Origin of the sequence: Mesorhizobium sp. M0870 (assembly GCF_040319775.1) — a bacterium.
Taxonomy (GTDB): Bacteria; Pseudomonadota; Alphaproteobacteria; order Rhizobiales; family Rhizobiaceae; genus Mesorhizobium.
The window spans coordinates 65,218-82,641 of record NZ_JAMYOI010000009.1 but is presented as its reverse complement, the minus strand read 5'-3'; the positions used below and the strand labels follow the sequence as shown (position 1 = coordinate 82,641).

Here is a 17,424-nt window from a genome sequence, read left to right as displayed (position 1 = left end):
TCTGCGAATTGGTCTGGTGAAATCAATGCCGCCGGCCGAAGATCTGCGCAACCGACAACAGCACGACCGAGAGAACGATCAGGCAGGTCGAGATGGCAGCGATCGTCGGGTCGATCTGGTCGCGCAGCGCGTTGAACATGCGGCGTGTCAATGTCGTGGTCTCGCCGCCCGATATGAACAGCGAAACCACCACTTCGTCGAAGGAGGTGATGAAGGCAAACAGCGCGCCCGAGACGATCGAGAAGCGGATCTGCGGCATCGTCACCTGCCAGAAGGCGGCGACGCGGCCGGCGCCAAGGCTGCGCGCCACGCGCTCCTGGTTCATGTCGTAGGAGCGCAAGCCCGACAGCACCGTCAGCACCACCAGCGGCAAGGCCTGCACCGTATGCGCGATGACCAGCCCGGTCAGCGTGTTGTTGAGCCCGATGCGCGCATAGAGGAAGAAGGTGCCGATGCCGATCAGGATCACCGGAACGATCAGCGACGCCGTCAGCAGCGCGTTGATGGTGCCGTTGAGGCGCAGCGTGCCCCTGTTGATGGCATAGGCTGCAGCGGTGCCGAGCGGTGTCGCGACGAGCACTGTCATAACAGCCACCTTGACCGAGACGATCGTAGCGTCGCGCCATTCCAGTGAGCCGAAATAGGTCTGGTACCAGCGCAGCGACCATTGCTGCGGCGGGAATTGCAGCAGCGTCGAATCCGAAAACGACATGATGACGATGATGATCGACGGCGCGATCAGGAACAGAAGCACGAGGCCGCCGAGGCAATAGAGCCACAGCCGTTGCCGATGCGAGATCGGCAGGCCGACATCCTCGCTCATCGCGAACTCCACACACCTGTGGCGCGCGCGCCGAGCAGCCACTGGAACAGGCCGAGAAGCGCCAGCGTGACCACCAGCAGCACCACGCCCAGTGCTGCACCCGCACCCCAGTTGGAATAGAGGCTGGTGGTCTGTTCCATGCGCATCGCCCACATGATGACCTTGCCGCCGCCCATGAGCGCAGGCGTGACGAAGAAGCCCAGGCACAGCACGAAGACGATGACCACGCCCGAGGCGAGGCCGGGCAGCGACAGCGGAAAGAAGATCTGCCGGAAGGTGGCGGCCGGGCCGGCGCCGAGATTCATGCCGGCGCGCAGGCAGTCGATGTCGATGGTCTTCATCGAGGCGTAGAGCGGCAGCACCAGGAACGGCAGCAGGATATGCGTCATGCCGATGACGACGCCGGAAAAATTGTTGGCGAGCGATAGCGGCTGGCTGATGACACCGAGATCGATCAGCCAGCTGTTGATCAGGCCCTTGCGCTGCAGGATCACCAGCCAGGCATAGGTGCGCACCAGAACCGATGTCCAGAACGGCAGGATGACGAAGATCAGGCAGATCGACGCCGCCCGGCGCGGCAGTTGCGACAGCATGTAGGCTAAGGGATAGCCGAGCAGCACGCAGGCGCCGGTGACGATGAAGGCGACCTTGAAGGTGGTGATAAAGGTCTTGATGTAGGAGGCCTGTTCGAAGAAGCGCGCATAATTGGCGGGACTGAAGGCGCCGGCTTCGTCGAACAGCGACAGCCAGAACAGCCAGCCGATGGGCACGATGATGATGGCGAAGACCAGCAACAGGCTCGGCGACAGCAGCGCCAGCAACCGCAACGACTCGCGCCGAGCGTCCATATGCAGCGCCTGCGTGTTCAGATCCGGGCCCGAGCGGCCGGCTTTCTCCTGCATGAGGGCGGTCTGCGCGCTCATCAGTCTGCCGCCACCAGGATCGTGTCCTGCGCATCGAGACCGAATGAGACTGGCTGGCCGGGTGCGGGCATTTTCGCCAGCACATCGCTGCGGCAATAGTCGCGCAAAGTCAGCTGCCGGCCGTCGCGCAGCACCGCATAGCAGACGAAGCTGTCGCCCTGATAGATGATGTCGCTGACTTTCGCCTCGAGCACGTTGATGCCGCTTGTCGGTTTGGCGTTTGCCAAGAGCCGCAGCTTTTCCGGCCGCACCACCATCAGGTGCTGGCCTGCCGCCGGCACGGGTGCCGCGGTGTGGATTCTCCGGTCCTCATACCAGACGGAGCCGTTGCGGCACTCGACCGGAATGAAATTCGATTCGCCGATGAAGCCGGCTACGAATTGCGTCTTCGGTGAGGTGTAGAGCGTTTCGGGTTTGTCGAGCTGTTCGATGCGGCCGGCATTCATCACCGCGATGCGGTCGGACATGGTGATGGCCTCGCGCTGGTCGTGCGTGACATAGACGGTCGTCATGCCGAGCCGGCGATGCAGGGCACGCAGCTCGATCTGCATGTGCTCGCGCAGGCCCTTGTCGAGCGCCGACAGGGGTTCGTCCATCAGCACGATGCGCGGTTCGAAGACGATGGCGCGCGCCAGTGCCACGCGCTGGCGCTGGCCGCCGGAGAGCTGGTCGACACGCCGCTCGCCCAGGCCCTGCAATTTCACCAGATCGAGCGCCTTCTCGACGCGCTCGGCCGTCTCGGCGGCAGCGACGCCGCGCTGCTTCAGCGGAAAGGCGATGTTGTGAAAGACGTTCATATGCGGAAACAGCGCGTAGTTCTGAAACACCATGCCGATGTTGCGCCTGTGCGGCGGCGTGGTGATGATCTCGTCGTCGCCGACCCTGATCGAGCCGGCATTGGCCCGCACAAAGCCGGCCAGGATCATCAGCAGCGTCGTCTTTCCGGAGCCGGAAGGCCCGAGCAGCGTCAGGAATTCGCCGGCCTCGACATCGAGGTTGAGGTCGCGCAGCACCGGCACGCTGCCAAATCGTTTCTCGATCCGGCGCATGCTGATCGGCAGCGCGGATGGCGCAATGGACAAGATCATCGTCTCCTAAAGCTGAGGCCGCAGAAGCAGGGCGAGACGCCGCCCTGCCGTGGTTTGGGTAGCGACCGCAGCCTACTGCTGGACCAGATTGTTGAACTTTTCTGTCGCTTCGACCAGATTGTCGCGCCAGAATTCGGCGTCCTGCAGCACCTGCTTCTTGACGTTTTCAGGCGCCGAATTGATGTCCTTGATCCTGTCCTGCGGGATCTTGCCGGTCTCGAAAGCCTTCTCGTTGACCGGGCCATTGTCGACATAGAGCGGCAGATTGGCCTGCAATTGCGGGCTGACGAACATCGCCAGCGCCTTCATCGCGGCTTCCTTGTTCTTGGCGCCCTTGGGAATGACCATGCAGTCGGCGGTCAGCACGCCCTGGTCGAAGGAGAAGCTGACCGGCGCGCCTTCCTTCTTCAAGGTGCCGGCACGGCCGTTCCAGATGCTCGCCATGTCGACTTCACCGTCCTTCACCAGCTGCATGGCCTGCGCGCCGGAGGTCCACCAGGCGTCGATATGGCCACGGATCTTGTCGACGGATTTCAACGCGCCGTCGATATTGACCGGATAGACCTTGTCGATCGGAATGCCTTCGGCCAGTGCCGCGACGCTCAGCGTTTCGGTCGCCTGGCTGCCGCTCAGCGCGCGCCGTCCCGGAAACTTTTCCGCGTTCCAGAAGTCGGCCCAGGTCTTCGGGCCTTTGTCGCCGAACACGTCGGTCCGGTAGATCAGCACGACGGATGTGTAGGAAATGCCGACCCAGTCGTCGTGGACCAGCTTCGGGTTGATGCCGCTCTTGTCGATGATGCCGTAGTCGAGCTTCTCGAACAGCCCTTCCTTCGAGCCGCGCGCACATTCGTCGGCGCCAAGTTCGGTGATGTCCCACTTCACCGCATTGCCGGTCACCTGCAGCCGGACGTCGTCGAGGCCGTTGGTGGTGTCTTCCTTGATGGTGATGCCGAGCGCGTCGGCGGTAGGCTTGAAAAACGCCTTGGTCTGCGCCTCCTGGTAGGTGCCGCCCCATGAGGCGACGGTGATGGTGTCGCCCGCCATGGCGGGGGCCGCGAGCGAAGCCATGAGGCCCGCCATCGCAACGATACTAACGCTTCTGGTCCTGTTCATTTTTTCGGCTCTCCAACCGGTGTTCCCATTGTTTTTGATTTGGCATGCTATTTTGTATACAATTTTGAGTGTAGCCTAGCGATCGATGTTGTCAACACCGCCGGCTCGATCGAATTCACGGGTTTCGAGCCGGACAAGGTGGCGAGGAACGGCGTCGCCGGGGGCGTGGCAAATTATGCCGACTGCGGCTACAGCTATGCGTGTTCCGGCTGAAAGGCCGGAGAAGTGGGAAGGGAAGCTTGGCCAAGAAAACCAAAAATACGTTGCGTGACTCGGTCTACTCCGCGCTCAAGGCGATGATCGTGACCGGCCAGATTCCGCCGGGCTCGCGCGTCACCGAAAACGACATCGCGGCGAAGCTGACTGTCAGCCGCACCCCGGTGCGCGAGGCCTTCAACCGTCTCGAGCGCGACGGGCTGGTCACCGGCCGGCCGCGCCAGGGCTATGTCGTCACCGAGTTCGACATCAACATGTTCCGCGAGGCCTTCGAGATCCGCGAGCTGCTCGACGGCCACGCGACGGAACTGGCGGCAGCGGCGGCGACGGACCAGGACAAGGCACGGCTGCGCGCCATGCTGGCCGAATGCGAGCGGCTGGCCGCCATTCCGGAGCGCACCAACAGGGAAAAATTCCAGGAGCTTGAGGTCGGCATTGACCTGCACCGCGTCATCGCCGAAATCAGCGGCAATGTGATGCTGCACGGCATGCTGTGCGGCATCCTCGACAAGTGCCAGCACTATGTCTGGACCGAACTTTTGTGGCTGGACGAATGGAAGATCGCCCGCGACGAGCATGCCGAAATCGTCGATGCCATCTGCGCTGGCGACGCCGCCAAAGCCGGCACGCTGGCGCGCGCCCATGTGCGCGGGTCGCGCGACAATGTGCTGCGCCTGCTGCAGGCCAAGTCGGACTATCGGACGTTCCTGGCCAAGGCGTCTTGAGGGGTGAGGAACTTGGGCGAGGCCTGCCCGCCGACCGACCCTGACGACAAGCGCCTTTGAGCTTAGCCCTTGCGCTCCTGAAGGCGGTTGCCGCCGTCGACCACCAGCAGGGCGCCATTGACATAGCTGGCACCTTCCGAGGCCAGGAACACCACCGCTGCGGCCACCTCATCCGGCCGCCCGGCCCGCGCCGGCGGCGTGTGCAGGGCGGCTTGCCGCTCCATCTCGCTCGACGAACCCGTTTCGATCCAGCCGGGCGCCACGGCATTGACTGTTACGCCGCTTTTCGCCACTTCCAGCGCCAGCGTGCGCGTCAGGCCGACCATGCCGGCCTTGGCGGCGGAATAGGCTGATGTGCCTTCGAAGGATACCAGCGGTCCGGTGACGGACGCCACATTGACGATGCGCCCGTAGCCCGCTTCGACCATCGCCGGCAGAAAGGCCTTCGTGACGAGGAATGCGGTCTTCAGGCTGACGTCGATCCCCTGGTCCCAGTCGGCCTCGGTCATGGTGAGAAACGCCTTGTCGACCGATGGCGATGCCAGCGAGCCCATGCCGGCATTGTTGACCAGGATACCGACCGCCCCGACATCGGCCCGCAGCCGCGCGACATCGGCAGCGATGGTGAGATCGGCGACCACGGCTTTGGCATCGATGCCTTCGCGGCAAAGCTCGGCGGCGCGATCGAGCACGCGCGTACTGGCTCCCGTGAGGAAGACCGCATGGCCGGCACGGCCGAGCTGCCGGGCAATGGCAAAGCCGATCCCGTCGGCCGCACCGGCCCCGGTGATAAGTGCGCGCTTGGTGTTGGTAGAGGAGATGGTCAAATCAGGCTCCGCTGGTTTCCGCTCCCGGTCTTACCACGCGCTTTGGGCAACAGCCCGCGAGGATTTGGCTTTGCAACATTCCACGCCGCTTTGAGTTCTCTGAAAATCCGAAAGTCGAACCGAACGAAGCGTGCAGCTTGGCGATCGCGTGGGCGTGGAGGAAAGGACGTGCCGGAGATCCAGAAAATATCCTTGTCCTCTGGCGGCGAGGTGGCCGTCCGGACGGCCGGCGATGTTTCCAAGCCCGCGCTAGTCCTGTTGCACGGCTTCCCCAATTCCTCTCGGATGTTCAGCGACGTGACCGCCAGGCTCTCCGGCACCGTCTATGTCGTTGCGCCTGACCTTCCGGGCTTCGGCGCATCCGATCTCCCATCCGAGCCATCGTTCGACATGCTGGCCAACGCGATTGAAGAGCTGCTTGCGAGTCTCAACGTGGGCCGCAGGTTACTCTATTTGCATGATTTCGGCGCTCCGGTGGCTTTTCAGCTCGCCATGCGCGCTCCGGAACTTGTCGAAGGCCTCATCATTCAGAATGCCAATGCCCACCGCTCCGGCTTTGGTCCGCAGTGGGCAGCCACATTGGACTTCTGGGCTGCGCCGAATGCCGGCAACGAGGAGGCCGCCACCGCCCATTTGACCCTTGAGGGAACCCGCGACCAGTACGTCGCCGGCCTGCCACCCGAGATCGCGGCGCGGATCGATGCAGAGCGTTGGATTGAGGACTGGCGGGTCATGTGTCTACCGGGACGGCTTGATCTGCAGAAGGCGCTGCTGGCCGACTACGGCCGATATGTCGACCGGTTTGGGGAGGTGGCTGACTATCTGGCGAAGCATCAACCTCGAGCCATGCTTCTTTGGGGTCGCCACGATGTCTTTTTCGACATTGCGGAGGTTCAGTCCTGGCTCATCGACCTTCCTCGGATGGAGGCTCACATCTTCGACGCGGGCCATCCCTTCTGGAGACGCAGGGGTCCAGGGCTGCAGAGCTGATACGGGAGTTCGTCGATGCGGGCTCGCCCTGAGCCGTATACTTGCGTAGGTCCGGGCAAGTCGCGGAAGCAATGCGACGACGTAAACCGCTGTTGATGTGAGCCTTCACATGGCCCAGGAAATTTCGGGCCGAAGCCGCACGCCTCGCGGCCTTGGGCGAGACAAGACCCATTATCTGAACTTAAAAGCGCGCGCGGCCCACATCAGCCGCATCGCCTGTTCGGCCGCGTTCGCCAGCAGCATGTCGGCGTCACGGATCGCGTCTTCGAGGGAACATGGCCGGCGAAGAATGCTAAAGAACGCATCGATGCCAATTTCGTGGGTCGCCTCGGCGCCCAGTCCGACCGTGCCGGCCAAGGCAATCACAGGCAGATTGTAACGTTTCGCGCGCCGTGCAATCTCCGCCGGCACCTTGCCAAAGCCAGTCTGTCCGTCCAGACCGCCCTCGGCCGTCATGACCATGTCGGCATCTGCCAGTCGGCGATCAAGATCAATATACCGCCGGATAAGATCAAAGCGTGGCTGCAGCCGCGCTCCAACAAAGGCGTGAAGCCCGGCGCCAAGTCCACCGGAAGCTCCTCCGCCGACAAGCGGCGCTACGTCGATGCCGAGGTCGCGGCGGACGATATGAGCGAGATTTTCCATGCCCTGATCGAGCAACGCCACCTGGTCAGGCGTTGCACCCTTTTGCGGACCAAATACCCGAGCGACGCCTCTCTCGCCGAGCAGCATATTGTAGGGGTTCACGGCGACGTCGATACGAACATTCGAAAGGCGGCGGTCACGATCGGAAAGATCGACGCGAGCGAGTGACGAAAGCGCCGAGCCGCTCCCCGAAATAGAGTGGCCGTCCCCATCGAGCAAGCGCACGCCTAGAGCTTGGGCCATCCCCATTCCCGCATCGTTGACGCCCGAGTCACCGCAGCCGATCAGAATCCTTTCGGCGCCAAGATCGAGTGCCACATGAATCAACTCCCCCACCCCATAACTTGTAGTACGGGTCGGGTCGCGCATGTCCGTGGGAACGAGCCGCAGCCCGGCAGCCGCCGCAATCTCCAGAACAGCCGTCCGCTTCTTTCCTCGGCCGAGAAAACCGACGGTCGCCTCCACAGGTTGCCCGACTGGCCCCGTGACGGTGACGGAATGCAACTCACCATGGGACAGCTCAACAAGCGTACGCGTAAAATCCTCGCCTCCATCCACCATCGGAAGGCTAAACACTTTTGCTGTCGGAACCGCATTGCGGACGCCGCGCGCCAATGCATCGATAACATCACGAACGCCGAGGCTCTCCTTAAAACCAGACGGTGCGACCAGCACTCGAAGCCGTTTTCTCTTCTTCGGCTCTTTCTTTTTCGACATGCTATGACCCTCCGGAAACTTGCAGACCGAGCGTGATGAGCAGACCTTGGATCATTGGCCACGCGCCCACCGCGAACACGACGATCAAAAGGAATTGCACCGGCAGCAGGACGGCGCTCAGGAGGGCCAAGTCCCTCGGGCCGTAGCCTTCGTCGTCGAGTCCCCCGAAAAGCGCGACCGGCTTCGCGCAGATCATGAGCGTTTGGCAAAAGCCGGTCGCTGAGACGAGCACAAGCATCGCAAGGAGGGGGTCGAGCCGCGCTGTCGACGCAATCATCAGAACCGGAGGCAGCAGCACCGATACGCGCGCCGTGCGACTGTGAATAAGGAGATGGCTGAAAAGGCCCAGCAAAGCGAGCAACGAGAGGAGGGCCAGCGGCCCCAAGCCGACGACCCGCAGTGGGTTCACCGTCGTCTCGATCAACCATTGATGAAGACCCGACGCCACCAGGCCGTCTGCCAGGCAGATGGTCGCCGCAAGGAACAGGAGCAGCTTCCACTCGGTACTCCTAATGGCATCGTCAAACCTCACCGCGCCGAGCCCCGGAAGCGATGCGGCGAGAGCGCCGCTGAGTGCGATGACGGTGGCATTGAGCCCGTGCAAAGATTCGGTCAGCCACGCGATGACAACGCCCGCGGCGATCCAGAGTATCGGCTGCCGTGCCAACCCGACCCCATCATTGCTTACCGTCGGCAGCAAAAGCGCTGCCCGCCGTTCTGCGGGTGACAGGAAAAGCCGGAGAAGACACTCAACTGAAACAAAGGTGCTCACGGCCGCAAACGGCAGACCGAGGGCGATCCATTCCAGGTAGCTCACCTTCACCCCTGAGAGGCGGTCGACCATTTCGATCGCCAGGAGATGGGCACCGGCCCCCACGGGCGACGCAAAGGCCGAGAGGAGAATAGCAGTGGGAAACAACAGCGCGAATGCCCTTCGCAACCGAGCATTTCCACAGCGCCCCGCAACCGCTTGATAAGCCGGGATCATTAAGGCTGCCCGACCCGACGTTGACGGAATAATGAAGGCTGTGGCGACCATGACCGCCGCCAAAGCATACGCGACCGCGCGAACCGACCGCATGCGCCCTGTCACGAGGCCGAGGATGCGATCCGCGATCCCACTTGCCTTGACGGCGGCCGCAAGGATGAAAGAGGCGAGCAACAGCCAGATCAACTCATCCCCAAGCGCGTGAAACAGCGCCCCGGGATCACGATTGACGAGCAGCGCCATTGCCAGTCCGGCGACGATAGCAACGAAGGTGTCGTCGAACGGCGTCAAGGTCCAGCCTATGATCGCGACAAGCAGGATCTCGAGCGCTCGCCGAGCGTCCGATGGGAGAGCGGGGAGGCCGAATTCGATACTGACAACGACGAGACATGCACCGATTCCGATCAGCGCGGCGCGCCACACCGGCCAGACCGCCGTCATCTTTTTCCCGACAAGGGAGCCGATCTCAGCCTGGAACTCTACTTGTACCAACCGAACCTCTTCGAGCTTGTCGCCGCTCCGGCGATCGGACAGGCGCACGGTCGTCGCACGTCCCAGCGTTCGAATTTAGGGGCTTCTGGTTAGACGGGCGGGAGAGCTCCGGTTAGAATTTGGTGAGAGACGCTAGTCGATCGCCAGCAGGGATCACCCGCATGACTGTTCGAGGTCGCATCCTCCTTTTTCAAATTCTCATCCTCGCCCTCGTCGGGCTGATTTCCGGATTGGCACTCGCCACACTGCACCTGACGGAAGAATTCGTCCGCCGCGTAGACAGCGTCCACGGACGGTTTGAGGCTCTTGCGGAACTCAATGGCCAGGCCAACAACTACACCGAGCAAGTGGCCGAGGTCCTGCTGCTCGGGCCTGAGCAGATGCCGGATTTCGAGGCGGCACGAAGAGAATTGTATTTTGGATTCCATAAGTTGGAAGGCGCAACGCGCGAGGAACTTGGTGCGCTCGGCTTTTGGAGCGACAGAAGCCAGGAGGAGGGCGAACTCGAGTTCGTCGGCCGCATCAAGGCGCTGTTTGAAGCTATCGATCGAGCTGCCCAACGGCTGTTCAGCCAGCGATCAAGAGGCGAGCCGGCAGGCATCGTGGAAAGCTTCCGAAATGATGTAGAGCATCGACTGGAGAGCGATTTCGAAGGAATGATCGAGGCTGCCTTGCACGAGGAGCGCAGCGAAGTTGGAGCGGAACTCGAACGGGTTCGTGGTGCGCAATGGCATCTGCTGCTCATGACCGGCGGCTCCTCCACCTTGCTCATGCTGGGCAGCCTGGGCTTCGGCCTCGTTCTGCGGCGGTCGATCGCCGCACCTGTGCGTGAGCTGAATGAAAGTGCCAAAGCCATCGCCGCGGGTAAGCTTCACCATCGCATCCCCGCAGCCGGGCGCGACGAGTTCGCTTCCTTGTCGCGAAGTTTCAACAGCATGGCCGAGGCACTTGAGATCGAACGTGCCGCTCTGATTTCGGTCCAGGGTCGGCTGGAGGCTGAAGTTCAGCTGCGCACGCGCGAGCTTCGTGAAGCGAATAAACAACTCAGGGCTCTCAACAGCCGGCGAATCCAATTTTTTGCGGAGGCAAGCCATGAGCTACGCACGCCGCTGACGATTCTCCGTGGAGAGGCGGATGTTGCCCTTCGCGACCAACCGCGTGTTCGACCTTACGGGGAGGCCTTGAACCGAATCCGCAACTACGCCGAGGATATGGCTCGCAACCTGGAGGACCTTCTCGCCGTCGCCCGCTCTGAAGCGGAAGATATGAGCTTCTCGTCGCAAATCATCGATGTCGGCGAGGTTGTGAAGGCGGCCGTTCAGGAAGCGTCCGTACTCGCTACCCCCAAGCAAATATCCGTTGATCTCTCACTTAACGCAGACCATAGCCTCATTCGAGGGGACGCCCAGCGCCTCAAGCAGGCGCTGCTGATCGGCTTCGACAACGCCATAAAGTATTCAAAACCACACCAGACGATCTCGGTTGAGATGACCGGGCGCGACGGCGCGCTTGAGATTGTCGTCCGCGATAGCGGTTCAGGCATCGGTGCCAGTGATCTTCCGTTCGTGTTTGACCGCTATTATCGCGGACATGCTGGCGAGAGATCTGTTGCCGATGGGCTCGGTGTTGGCCTTGCGATCGCCAAGAAGATCATAGACAGGCATGACGGCACGATCGGCCTTGAACGGATTGAGCCTTCGGGAACCCTCCTCAGAATTAAACTCCCGCTGGTACAACACACCGATGATTCGAATCCTGATCGTTGAAGACGACCGGCGTGTTTCCGATTTCCTCCGCCGAGGGCTGGAGGCAGAAGGCTTTCACGTGAGTGTCGCGGAGGACGGTCGAGAGGGATTGGCCGCCATTCGCACGGATCCGTTCGATCTGGTGATCCTGGACCGCCTGCTCCCCTACCTGGATGGTCTTGAACTGTGCCGGATCGTTCGATCAGAGCAGTGGCCGGTTCTCATCCTGATGCTGACGGCCAAAGAGACAATCCAGGATCGCGTGGATGGGCTCAAGGGGGGTGCCGACGATTACCTGACCAAACCGTTTGCCTTTGATGAACTGGTGGCCAGGATTGATGCCCTGCGCCGACGCCGTCCGGGAACAGGGGAGGAGCAGTCGCTTCGAATCGGCGGCCTCAACCTCGACACGAGCGCTCGCCGTCTAACGGATGGCGACCGGGAAATCCGCCTCACCCGACGTGAATTCGACCTTCTGCACTTCCTGATGCTTAATGCGGGAAAAGTGGTTAGCCGCCAGCGCATCCTCAACAATGTCTGGTCATACAGCTCCGAACCCGGGACTAAGATCGTGGAGGTGTACATTCGCTATCTCCGGGCCAAGCTGGGACCAAGTGCGTCAGCCGGCATTCAGACTGTCCGCGGGGTCGGCTACATGCTGGTTGAGCGGAAGGCATAGAAGCGGAGCCAAATTCCTGGCGACCAACTTGTCTGCTGGCTGCGACATGTTTCAAAGGAATCGTTCATCCAAATCGGCTGAATTTCGGAATTAAGCCAGTGCCGCAGCCGGCTGAGGCAAAATGCCAAAGATTTCAATTGGATGGAATGGCGCGCCCGAAGAGATTCGAACTCCTGACCCCCAGATTCGTAGTCTGGTGCTCTATCCAGCTGAGCTACGGGCGCGCAACAGGCCATGCTTTCCATGACCCCGCAATCCGATCGTAAACGACCGGTCGCGACGAGACGTGTTCCCTAGCGACTGAATTTCCGAAAAGCAAGTCGATCCGGCAAAAGTTTTGTCACAAGTGCCTTTGTTGGCGATGACGGCCCGGATCCCGGCGCTTGAAATGGCTCCGGAGTTGAGCCCGAACTCAATCCTTGAAGGGAAGAGCGCCGATCCCTGAGAAAAGGAGCGCCGGACCCGGAGGCACGAGCATCGGAGCAAAACGCGCCCGAAACATCATGCCGGGCGGCGCAGGCCGTTGCGGGCCTGGTCGAGCCGGACCGGCTGGTCGGGAATGGTGACCGCGAATGTGGTGCGTCCGCCGATGCTCTCGACCAGCTCCACCGTGCCGCCATGGGCGCGGATCAATTCATGCGCGATCGCCAGGCCAAGGCCGGTGCCGCCGCTGCGGGCCGAGCCGCGGAACGCCGCGAACAGGTTTTCCCGCGCCTTCGGCGGCAGGCCGGGGCCGGTGTCGCTGACGGCAATGCGGCTGACGCTGCCCAGGCGCACGGCCGACACCGCCAGGCGGCGCACCAGGGCGTTTTCGCTGTCGGCCGCCATCGCCTGCACGGAATTCCGGCACAGATTGGTCAGCACCCTGAACAACTGGTCGGAATCGGCATCGACCTCGAAGGTCGGCTCGACCGAATTGACGAACTCGATGCCTTGCTCGATGTCGAGCAAGCCTTGCACGTCCTCGACCAGCTGCCGGAGCCGGAGCCGGCGCCGCGCGGGCGGCGGCTCCTGCGTGCGGCCGTAGTGAAGCACGCCTTCGGAATAAGACACGGCGCGGTCGAGTGCGCGCAGCAGTTTCGGCGCGAAGGCCTGCACGGTCGGATCCTTGACCTGGCGCAGGCGGTCCGACATCAGCTGCGCCGAGGCCAGGATGTTGCGCATGTCATGGTTGATCTTGGAGACCGCGAGGCCGAGGTCGGCAAGATGCTTCTGCTCGGAGAGCATTTTTTGCAGCCGCTCCTGCATCTGCGACAGCTCGCGCTCGGCAACGCCGATCTCGTCGGCGCGGGCAGCCGGATGGATGATCCGTCCGGGATCGTCGGGCGCTTCGGAGAAGGACAGCATCGAGCGCGTCATGGTCCGGATCGGCCCGATCATGATCAGGTCGATGGCGGCGTAGACCAGCATGGCGGTGAACAGCGAGATCAGCAGCGAGACGAAGGCGACGTTGCGCGAATAGCGCAGCATCGCATTGCGCAGGCTGTTGTCCGGCATGATCAGCTCGAACTCCTTGTCGGACTCGCCGACCGGGCCGAAGACGCGCAGCATCCGGTCGCCGCCGAAAAACAGCGTGTCGAGCGCGCCGGTCATGCCCTTGATCATGCCGATCGAAGCGATATCGATGTGTTCGTCGACCTTCGGCGGCATTTCGGCCACCACCAGCAGCCGCGAGACGCCGCCGTCGCGCACCGCGATCGCCTTGGCGCCGATCGCCATCAGCACGTCGTTCTGGGCCGTGCGCGACAGCGAGGTGGATTCGCCTTGCACCAGCACGATCGACACCGCCGCCGCCGTGCTCAGCCGCTCCTTCAGCCAGTTCAGCCGGTAGCTGGCGATCCAGGGCAGGAAGATCAGCACTTCGGCCAACAGCACGAAGACGATGGTCAGCAGCAGCAGCTTGGTCGACAGGCCGCGCGACAGCGGAACCGTGCGCACGGTGGCTGGCGCCTCGGTGGACCCCGCCGTGCCGATCCCTTCCTGTGCCTGTATGGTTTCGCTCATGCGGCTAATGTCTTCACGATCACTTGATCAACGCAGATTAGGCGATTACGGCTTTCTTGCCAATTTCATCCTTGGTCGCAAACATAAACCGGCCTGAACGGAGCCGGATTGCGCCCGACGACTCCGGATTGACTTCCAAAAGCCTTCTTTCTATAAGCCCGCACACGCTCGGGCCATTCGTCCCGGCGCGGTTTCGATCGCGCCAAAGCCGGCCCGGCAAAGCTCCTGTTACACAGTGACAGAATCAAGAAGGGCCGCACCCCGCGGTATTAAAACAAATGAAGCGTACCTACCAACCGTCTAAACTCGTCCGCAAACGTCGGCACGGCTTCCGTGCCCGCATGGCCACCAAGGGTGGTCGCGGCGTCGTCGCAGCTCGCCGCAACCGCGGTCGCAAGCGGCTCAGCGCCTGAACGGAAGACGAGATCGTTGCCCGCATCCGGCAAGCCAGTGGGACCAAATCCCAAGCGGCTTCTGAAGCGCGCGGAATTCCTGGCCGTCCGTCGTGGTGAAAAGCGACGCGGGCGGCTTTTTCTCGTTGAGGTTCTCGACCGCGGCGACGGCCTGTCGCCGCGCGTCGGCTACACCGTCACCAAGAAGGTCGGCAATGCGGTTGTCCGCAACCGTGTCCGGCGGCGGCTGCGAGAAGCCGTCCGCACGCATGCTGCAAGTGACATGGCGCCTGGCAATGACTATGTCATCGTCGGGCGCGAAGACGTGCTTACCACTCCGTTCGGCCAGTTGAAGGCCGAACTCTCCCGCCGACTGCGCGGAACACGATAGGCCAAGGGCTTTCGATGGAAAACAACCGGAACTTCTTCATCACCATCGCGCTGTCGGTGCTGATCCTGGCGGTATGGCAATATTTTTACGTGTTGCCGCGCAGCGAAGCGCAGCGCGAGGCAGCCCGCGTCGAACAGCAGCGCGTCGAGGAGCAGAAGAAGGCCGCCGGCACAAATCCCGGTACCGACACCGGAACGCCCGTCGCCCCTGGCGCCATTCCCAACGCACCGGGAACAGACGCCGTGACGCCGGCCGGCCGCGAACAGGCACTCGCCACGACCACCCGCGCCAGGATCGACACGCCGAGCCTCGAGGGTTCAATCAACCTGACCGGCGCCCGTCTCGACGACCTCAAGCTCAAGCACTACACTGAGACGGTCGACAAGAACTCGCCCGAGATCAGCCTGCTCAACCCGGCGGCACTGCCCAATGGCTACTATGCCGAGATCGGCTTCGTCGGCAACGACAAGACCGGCGCGGTGCCTGGTCCCGAGACTGTGTGGGCCGTCGACGGCAATGCGACGCTGACGCCGACGACCCCGGTCACGCTGACCTATTCGAACGACAAGGGCCTGACCTTCAAGCGCACCTTTTCCGTCGACACCAACTACATGTTCACGGTGTCCGACACGGTGCAGAATGCGGGCACGGCCGCTGTCTCGCTGTCCAATTACGGCCGCGTCACCCGCTTCGACAAGCCGCTGGTTGCCAGCACCTATGTGCTGCATGAGGGCCTGATCGGCTTCACCGGCACCGAAGGCCTGCAGGAGCACAAATACGCGTCCATCGAGAAGGACAAGCAGTTCACGCCGGGCAAGTCGACCGACGGGTGGCTCGGCATCACCGACAAATACTGGGCGGTGACGCTGGTGCCGACGGAGAAGCAGCCGTTCCAGCCGCGCTACGCCTATTTCGAGGACGGCCGCCATCGCTACCAGTCCGACTTCCTCACCGACCCGATCACCGTCGATGCCGGCCAGTCGGCGACGGTGGAGAGCGAAATCTTCGCCGGCGCCAAGGAAGTCGGCAAGATCAACGCCTATGCGGAAGACCGTCATATCAAGCGGTTCGATCTCCTGATCGACTGGGGCTGGTTCCACTTCATCACCAAGCCGATGTTCTGGCTGATCGACACGCTCTACAAATTCTTCGGCAATTTCGGCCTGGCCATCCTCGCCACCACCGTCATCGTCAAGGCCATCTTCTATCCGCTCGCCAACAAGTCCTACGCGTCGATGGCGAACATGAAGAAGGTGCAGCCGAAAATGCTCGAGATCCGCGAGAAATACGCGGACGATAAGATGAAGCAGCAGCAGGCGATGATGGAGCTGTACAAGACCGAGAAGATCAACCCGCTTGCCGGCTGCTGGCCGGTGGCGCTGCAGATCCCGGTCTTCTTCTCGCTCTACAAGGTGCTCTACATCACCATCGAGATGCGGCACGCGCCGTTCTTCGGCTGGATCCAGGATCTGGCCGCACCCGACCCGACGTCGCTGTTCAACCTGTTCGGCCTGATCCCGGTCACCCTGCCGCACATGCTGATGATCGGCGTCTGGCCGCTGATCATGGGCGTCACCATGTTCCTGCAGATGCGCATGAACCCGACGCCGCCGGACCCGACGCAGGCGGCGATCTTCACCTGGATGCCTGTCATCTTCACCTTCATGATGGCGGGTTTCCCGGCCGGCCTGGTCATCTACTGGGCCTGGAACAACACGCTGTCGATCCTCCAGCAGGGCATCATCATGAAGCGCCAGGGCGCCAAGATCGAGCTGTGGGACAATCTGGTCGCACTGTTTCGAAAGAAACCATCACCGGCCGAATAGAAGGCGCAGCGCTTTCTCCAGCCTTCAAAGCCCCGCCTCGCGCGGGGCTTTTTCCGTTTAAGCAACTCCGGGATCACGTTCCCGTGATCGGCGAAACTTGCGCCTCGCCGGGGGCGTGACTGCCTGTGCGTTTCCAAAGGCTATCAATTCCGATCAGCCCTCACCCGGAGGAAGACCACATGCGCTTGCCGTCATTCAGGACCATCGCCTTTTCCGCGCTCATCGCCGGCGTGGCGATTGCCGCGCCCGCCTATGCCAAAAACCCGAATGTCGGCGGCGCGCCGATGTACACCACCAAGAACATCGTCGAGAACGCCGTCAATTCGAAGGATCACACGACGCTGGTCGCCGCGGTCAAGGCCGCCGGCCTGGTCGACACGCTGCAGGGCGCTGGCCCGTTCACAGTCTTTGCCCCGACCAATGCAGCGTTTGCGAAATTGCCCAAGGGCACCGTCGACACGCTGCTGAAGCCGGAGAACAAGGACAAGCTCACCAAGGTGCTGACCGCGCATGTCGTGGCCGGCAAGATTTCGGGCGCCGAAATGATGAAGAAGGCCAAGGCGATGGGCGGCAAGTACGAGATGAAAACCGTCTCCGGTGACACGCTGACCGCCGAAGTCAAGAAGGGCAAGCTCTACATCATGGATGAGTCAGGCGGCGAGGCGCGAGTGACGATCGCCGACGTCAACCAGTCGAACGGCGTCATCCATGTCGTCAACAAGGTGCTGTTGCCGAAGTAACGGCTTTCGGCAAAGGGGATCAAGGCAGGTCCGTTGGGGCTTTCTCGGCCTGCCGTCCCACCTCATGACGAGGTGCCATGTTTCTTGGGAAGTCGTATCG

The 17,424-nt window shown here is 62.2% G+C and carries 16 protein-coding genes and 1 tRNA gene; 8 read left to right on the top strand and 9 right to left on the bottom strand.

Annotated elements, in window-relative coordinates; genetic code table 11:
- Positions 1–22: 22 nt before the first annotated feature.
- The 4 genes from NKH97_RS13305 to NKH97_RS13290 form a co-directional block, all read right to left on the bottom strand.
- Positions 23–823 carry an ABC transporter permease gene (locus NKH97_RS13305; RefSeq protein ID WP_352774309.1) on the bottom strand — a complete coding sequence of 267 codons (801 nt, stop codon included), beginning with the start codon at positions 821–823 and terminating at the stop codon, positions 23–25.
- Positions 820–1,746, bottom strand: coding sequence for an ABC transporter permease (locus NKH97_RS13300; RefSeq protein ID WP_352440621.1), 927 nt, complete (start codon positions 1,744–1,746; stop codon positions 820–822). The genes NKH97_RS13305 and NKH97_RS13300 overlap by 4 nt, the downstream gene beginning before the upstream one ends.
- Positions 1,746–2,828, bottom strand: a complete 1,083-nt coding sequence (locus NKH97_RS13295; protein ID WP_352797390.1) for an ABC transporter ATP-binding protein — start codon at positions 2,826–2,828, stop codon at positions 1,746–1,748. The genes NKH97_RS13300 and NKH97_RS13295 overlap by 1 nt, the downstream gene beginning before the upstream one ends.
- A gap of 78 nt (positions 2,829–2,906) precedes the next feature.
- Positions 2,907–3,947: an ABC transporter substrate-binding protein gene (locus NKH97_RS13290; protein WP_352797230.1), complete on the bottom strand. Its 1,041-nt coding sequence runs from the start codon at positions 3,945–3,947 to the stop codon at positions 2,907–2,909.
- Positions 3,948–4,186: 239 nt separating this feature from the next.
- Here NKH97_RS13290 and NKH97_RS13285 point away from each other — a divergent pair, with 239 nt between their 5' ends.
- The gene (locus NKH97_RS13285; protein WP_352797227.1) at positions 4,187–4,888 is read left to right on the top strand and encodes a GntR family transcriptional regulator; all 702 of its coding nucleotides are present in this window, start codon (positions 4,187–4,189) and stop codon (positions 4,886–4,888) included.
- A 62-nt stretch (positions 4,889–4,950) separates the two neighbouring features.
- On the opposite strand, the gene NKH97_RS13280 is transcribed toward NKH97_RS13285, so the two are convergent.
- Complete coding sequence (locus NKH97_RS13280) at positions 4,951–5,715, bottom strand: SDR family NAD(P)-dependent oxidoreductase (RefSeq protein WP_352774305.1); 765 nt, start codon at positions 5,713–5,715, stop codon at positions 4,951–4,953.
- A 168-nt stretch (positions 5,716–5,883) separates the two neighbouring features.
- Between NKH97_RS13280 and NKH97_RS13275 the strand changes: the two genes are divergently transcribed.
- A complete protein-coding gene (locus tag NKH97_RS13275; protein ID WP_352774303.1) occupies positions 5,884–6,705 on the top strand; it encodes an alpha/beta fold hydrolase in 822 nt (273 codons plus the stop codon).
- A 171-nt stretch (positions 6,706–6,876) separates the two neighbouring features.
- Here NKH97_RS13275 and NKH97_RS13270 read toward each other — a convergent pair whose 3' ends face one another.
- On the bottom strand, positions 6,877–8,067 hold the full coding sequence (locus NKH97_RS13270; protein ID WP_352440615.1) for a glycerate kinase family protein: 1,191 nt from the start codon (positions 8,065–8,067) through the stop codon (positions 6,877–6,879).
- Position 8,068: 1 nt separating this feature from the next.
- Positions 8,069–9,595 carry an SLC13 family permease gene (locus NKH97_RS13265; protein WP_352628986.1) on the bottom strand — a complete coding sequence of 509 codons (1,527 nt, stop codon included), beginning with the start codon at positions 9,593–9,595 and terminating at the stop codon, positions 8,069–8,071.
- A gap of 113 nt (positions 9,596–9,708) precedes the next feature.
- On the opposite strand from NKH97_RS13265, the gene NKH97_RS13260 reads away from it, so the two are divergent.
- Positions 9,709–11,313 carry a sensor histidine kinase gene (locus tag NKH97_RS13260; RefSeq protein WP_352797222.1) on the top strand — a complete coding sequence of 535 codons (1,605 nt, stop codon included), beginning with the start codon at positions 9,709–9,711 and terminating at the stop codon, positions 11,311–11,313.
- A complete protein-coding gene (locus NKH97_RS13255) occupies positions 11,291–11,971 on the top strand; it encodes a response regulator transcription factor (protein WP_352440593.1) in 681 nt (226 codons plus the stop codon). The genes NKH97_RS13260 and NKH97_RS13255 overlap by 23 nt, the downstream gene beginning before the upstream one ends.
- Positions 11,972–12,118: 147 nt before the next feature.
- Here NKH97_RS13255 and NKH97_RS13250 read toward each other — a convergent pair.
- A tRNA-Arg gene (locus NKH97_RS13250) sits at positions 12,119–12,195 on the bottom strand.
- A gap of 277 nt (positions 12,196–12,472) precedes the next feature.
- The gene (locus NKH97_RS13245; protein ID WP_352440594.1) at positions 12,473–13,975 is read right to left on the bottom strand and encodes an ATP-binding protein; all 1,503 of its coding nucleotides are present in this window, start codon (positions 13,973–13,975) and stop codon (positions 12,473–12,475) included.
- A gap of 278 nt (positions 13,976–14,253) precedes the next feature.
- Here NKH97_RS13245 and rpmH point away from each other — a divergent pair, with 278 nt between their 5' ends.
- From rpmH to NKH97_RS13225, 4 genes are all read left to right on the top strand, one after another.
- Positions 14,254–14,388, top strand: a complete 135-nt coding sequence (gene rpmH, locus NKH97_RS13240) for a 50S ribosomal protein L34 (protein ID WP_008833937.1) — start codon at positions 14,254–14,256, stop codon at positions 14,386–14,388.
- A gap of 16 nt (positions 14,389–14,404) precedes the next feature.
- On the top strand, positions 14,405–14,758 hold the full coding sequence (rnpA, locus tag NKH97_RS13235; RefSeq protein WP_013528505.1) for a ribonuclease P protein component: 354 nt from the start codon (positions 14,405–14,407) through the stop codon (positions 14,756–14,758).
- Positions 14,759–14,772: 14 nt separating this feature from the next.
- Positions 14,773–16,584 (top strand): membrane protein insertase YidC, encoded by a 1,812-nt coding sequence (yidC, locus tag NKH97_RS13230; protein WP_352440595.1) that lies wholly within the window; start codon positions 14,773–14,775, stop codon positions 16,582–16,584.
- Between the two features lie 179 nt (positions 16,585–16,763).
- On the top strand, positions 16,764–17,324 hold the full coding sequence (locus tag NKH97_RS13225; RefSeq protein WP_352440596.1) for a fasciclin domain-containing protein: 561 nt from the start codon (positions 16,764–16,766) through the stop codon (positions 17,322–17,324).
- Positions 17,325–17,424 lie beyond the last annotated feature (100 nt).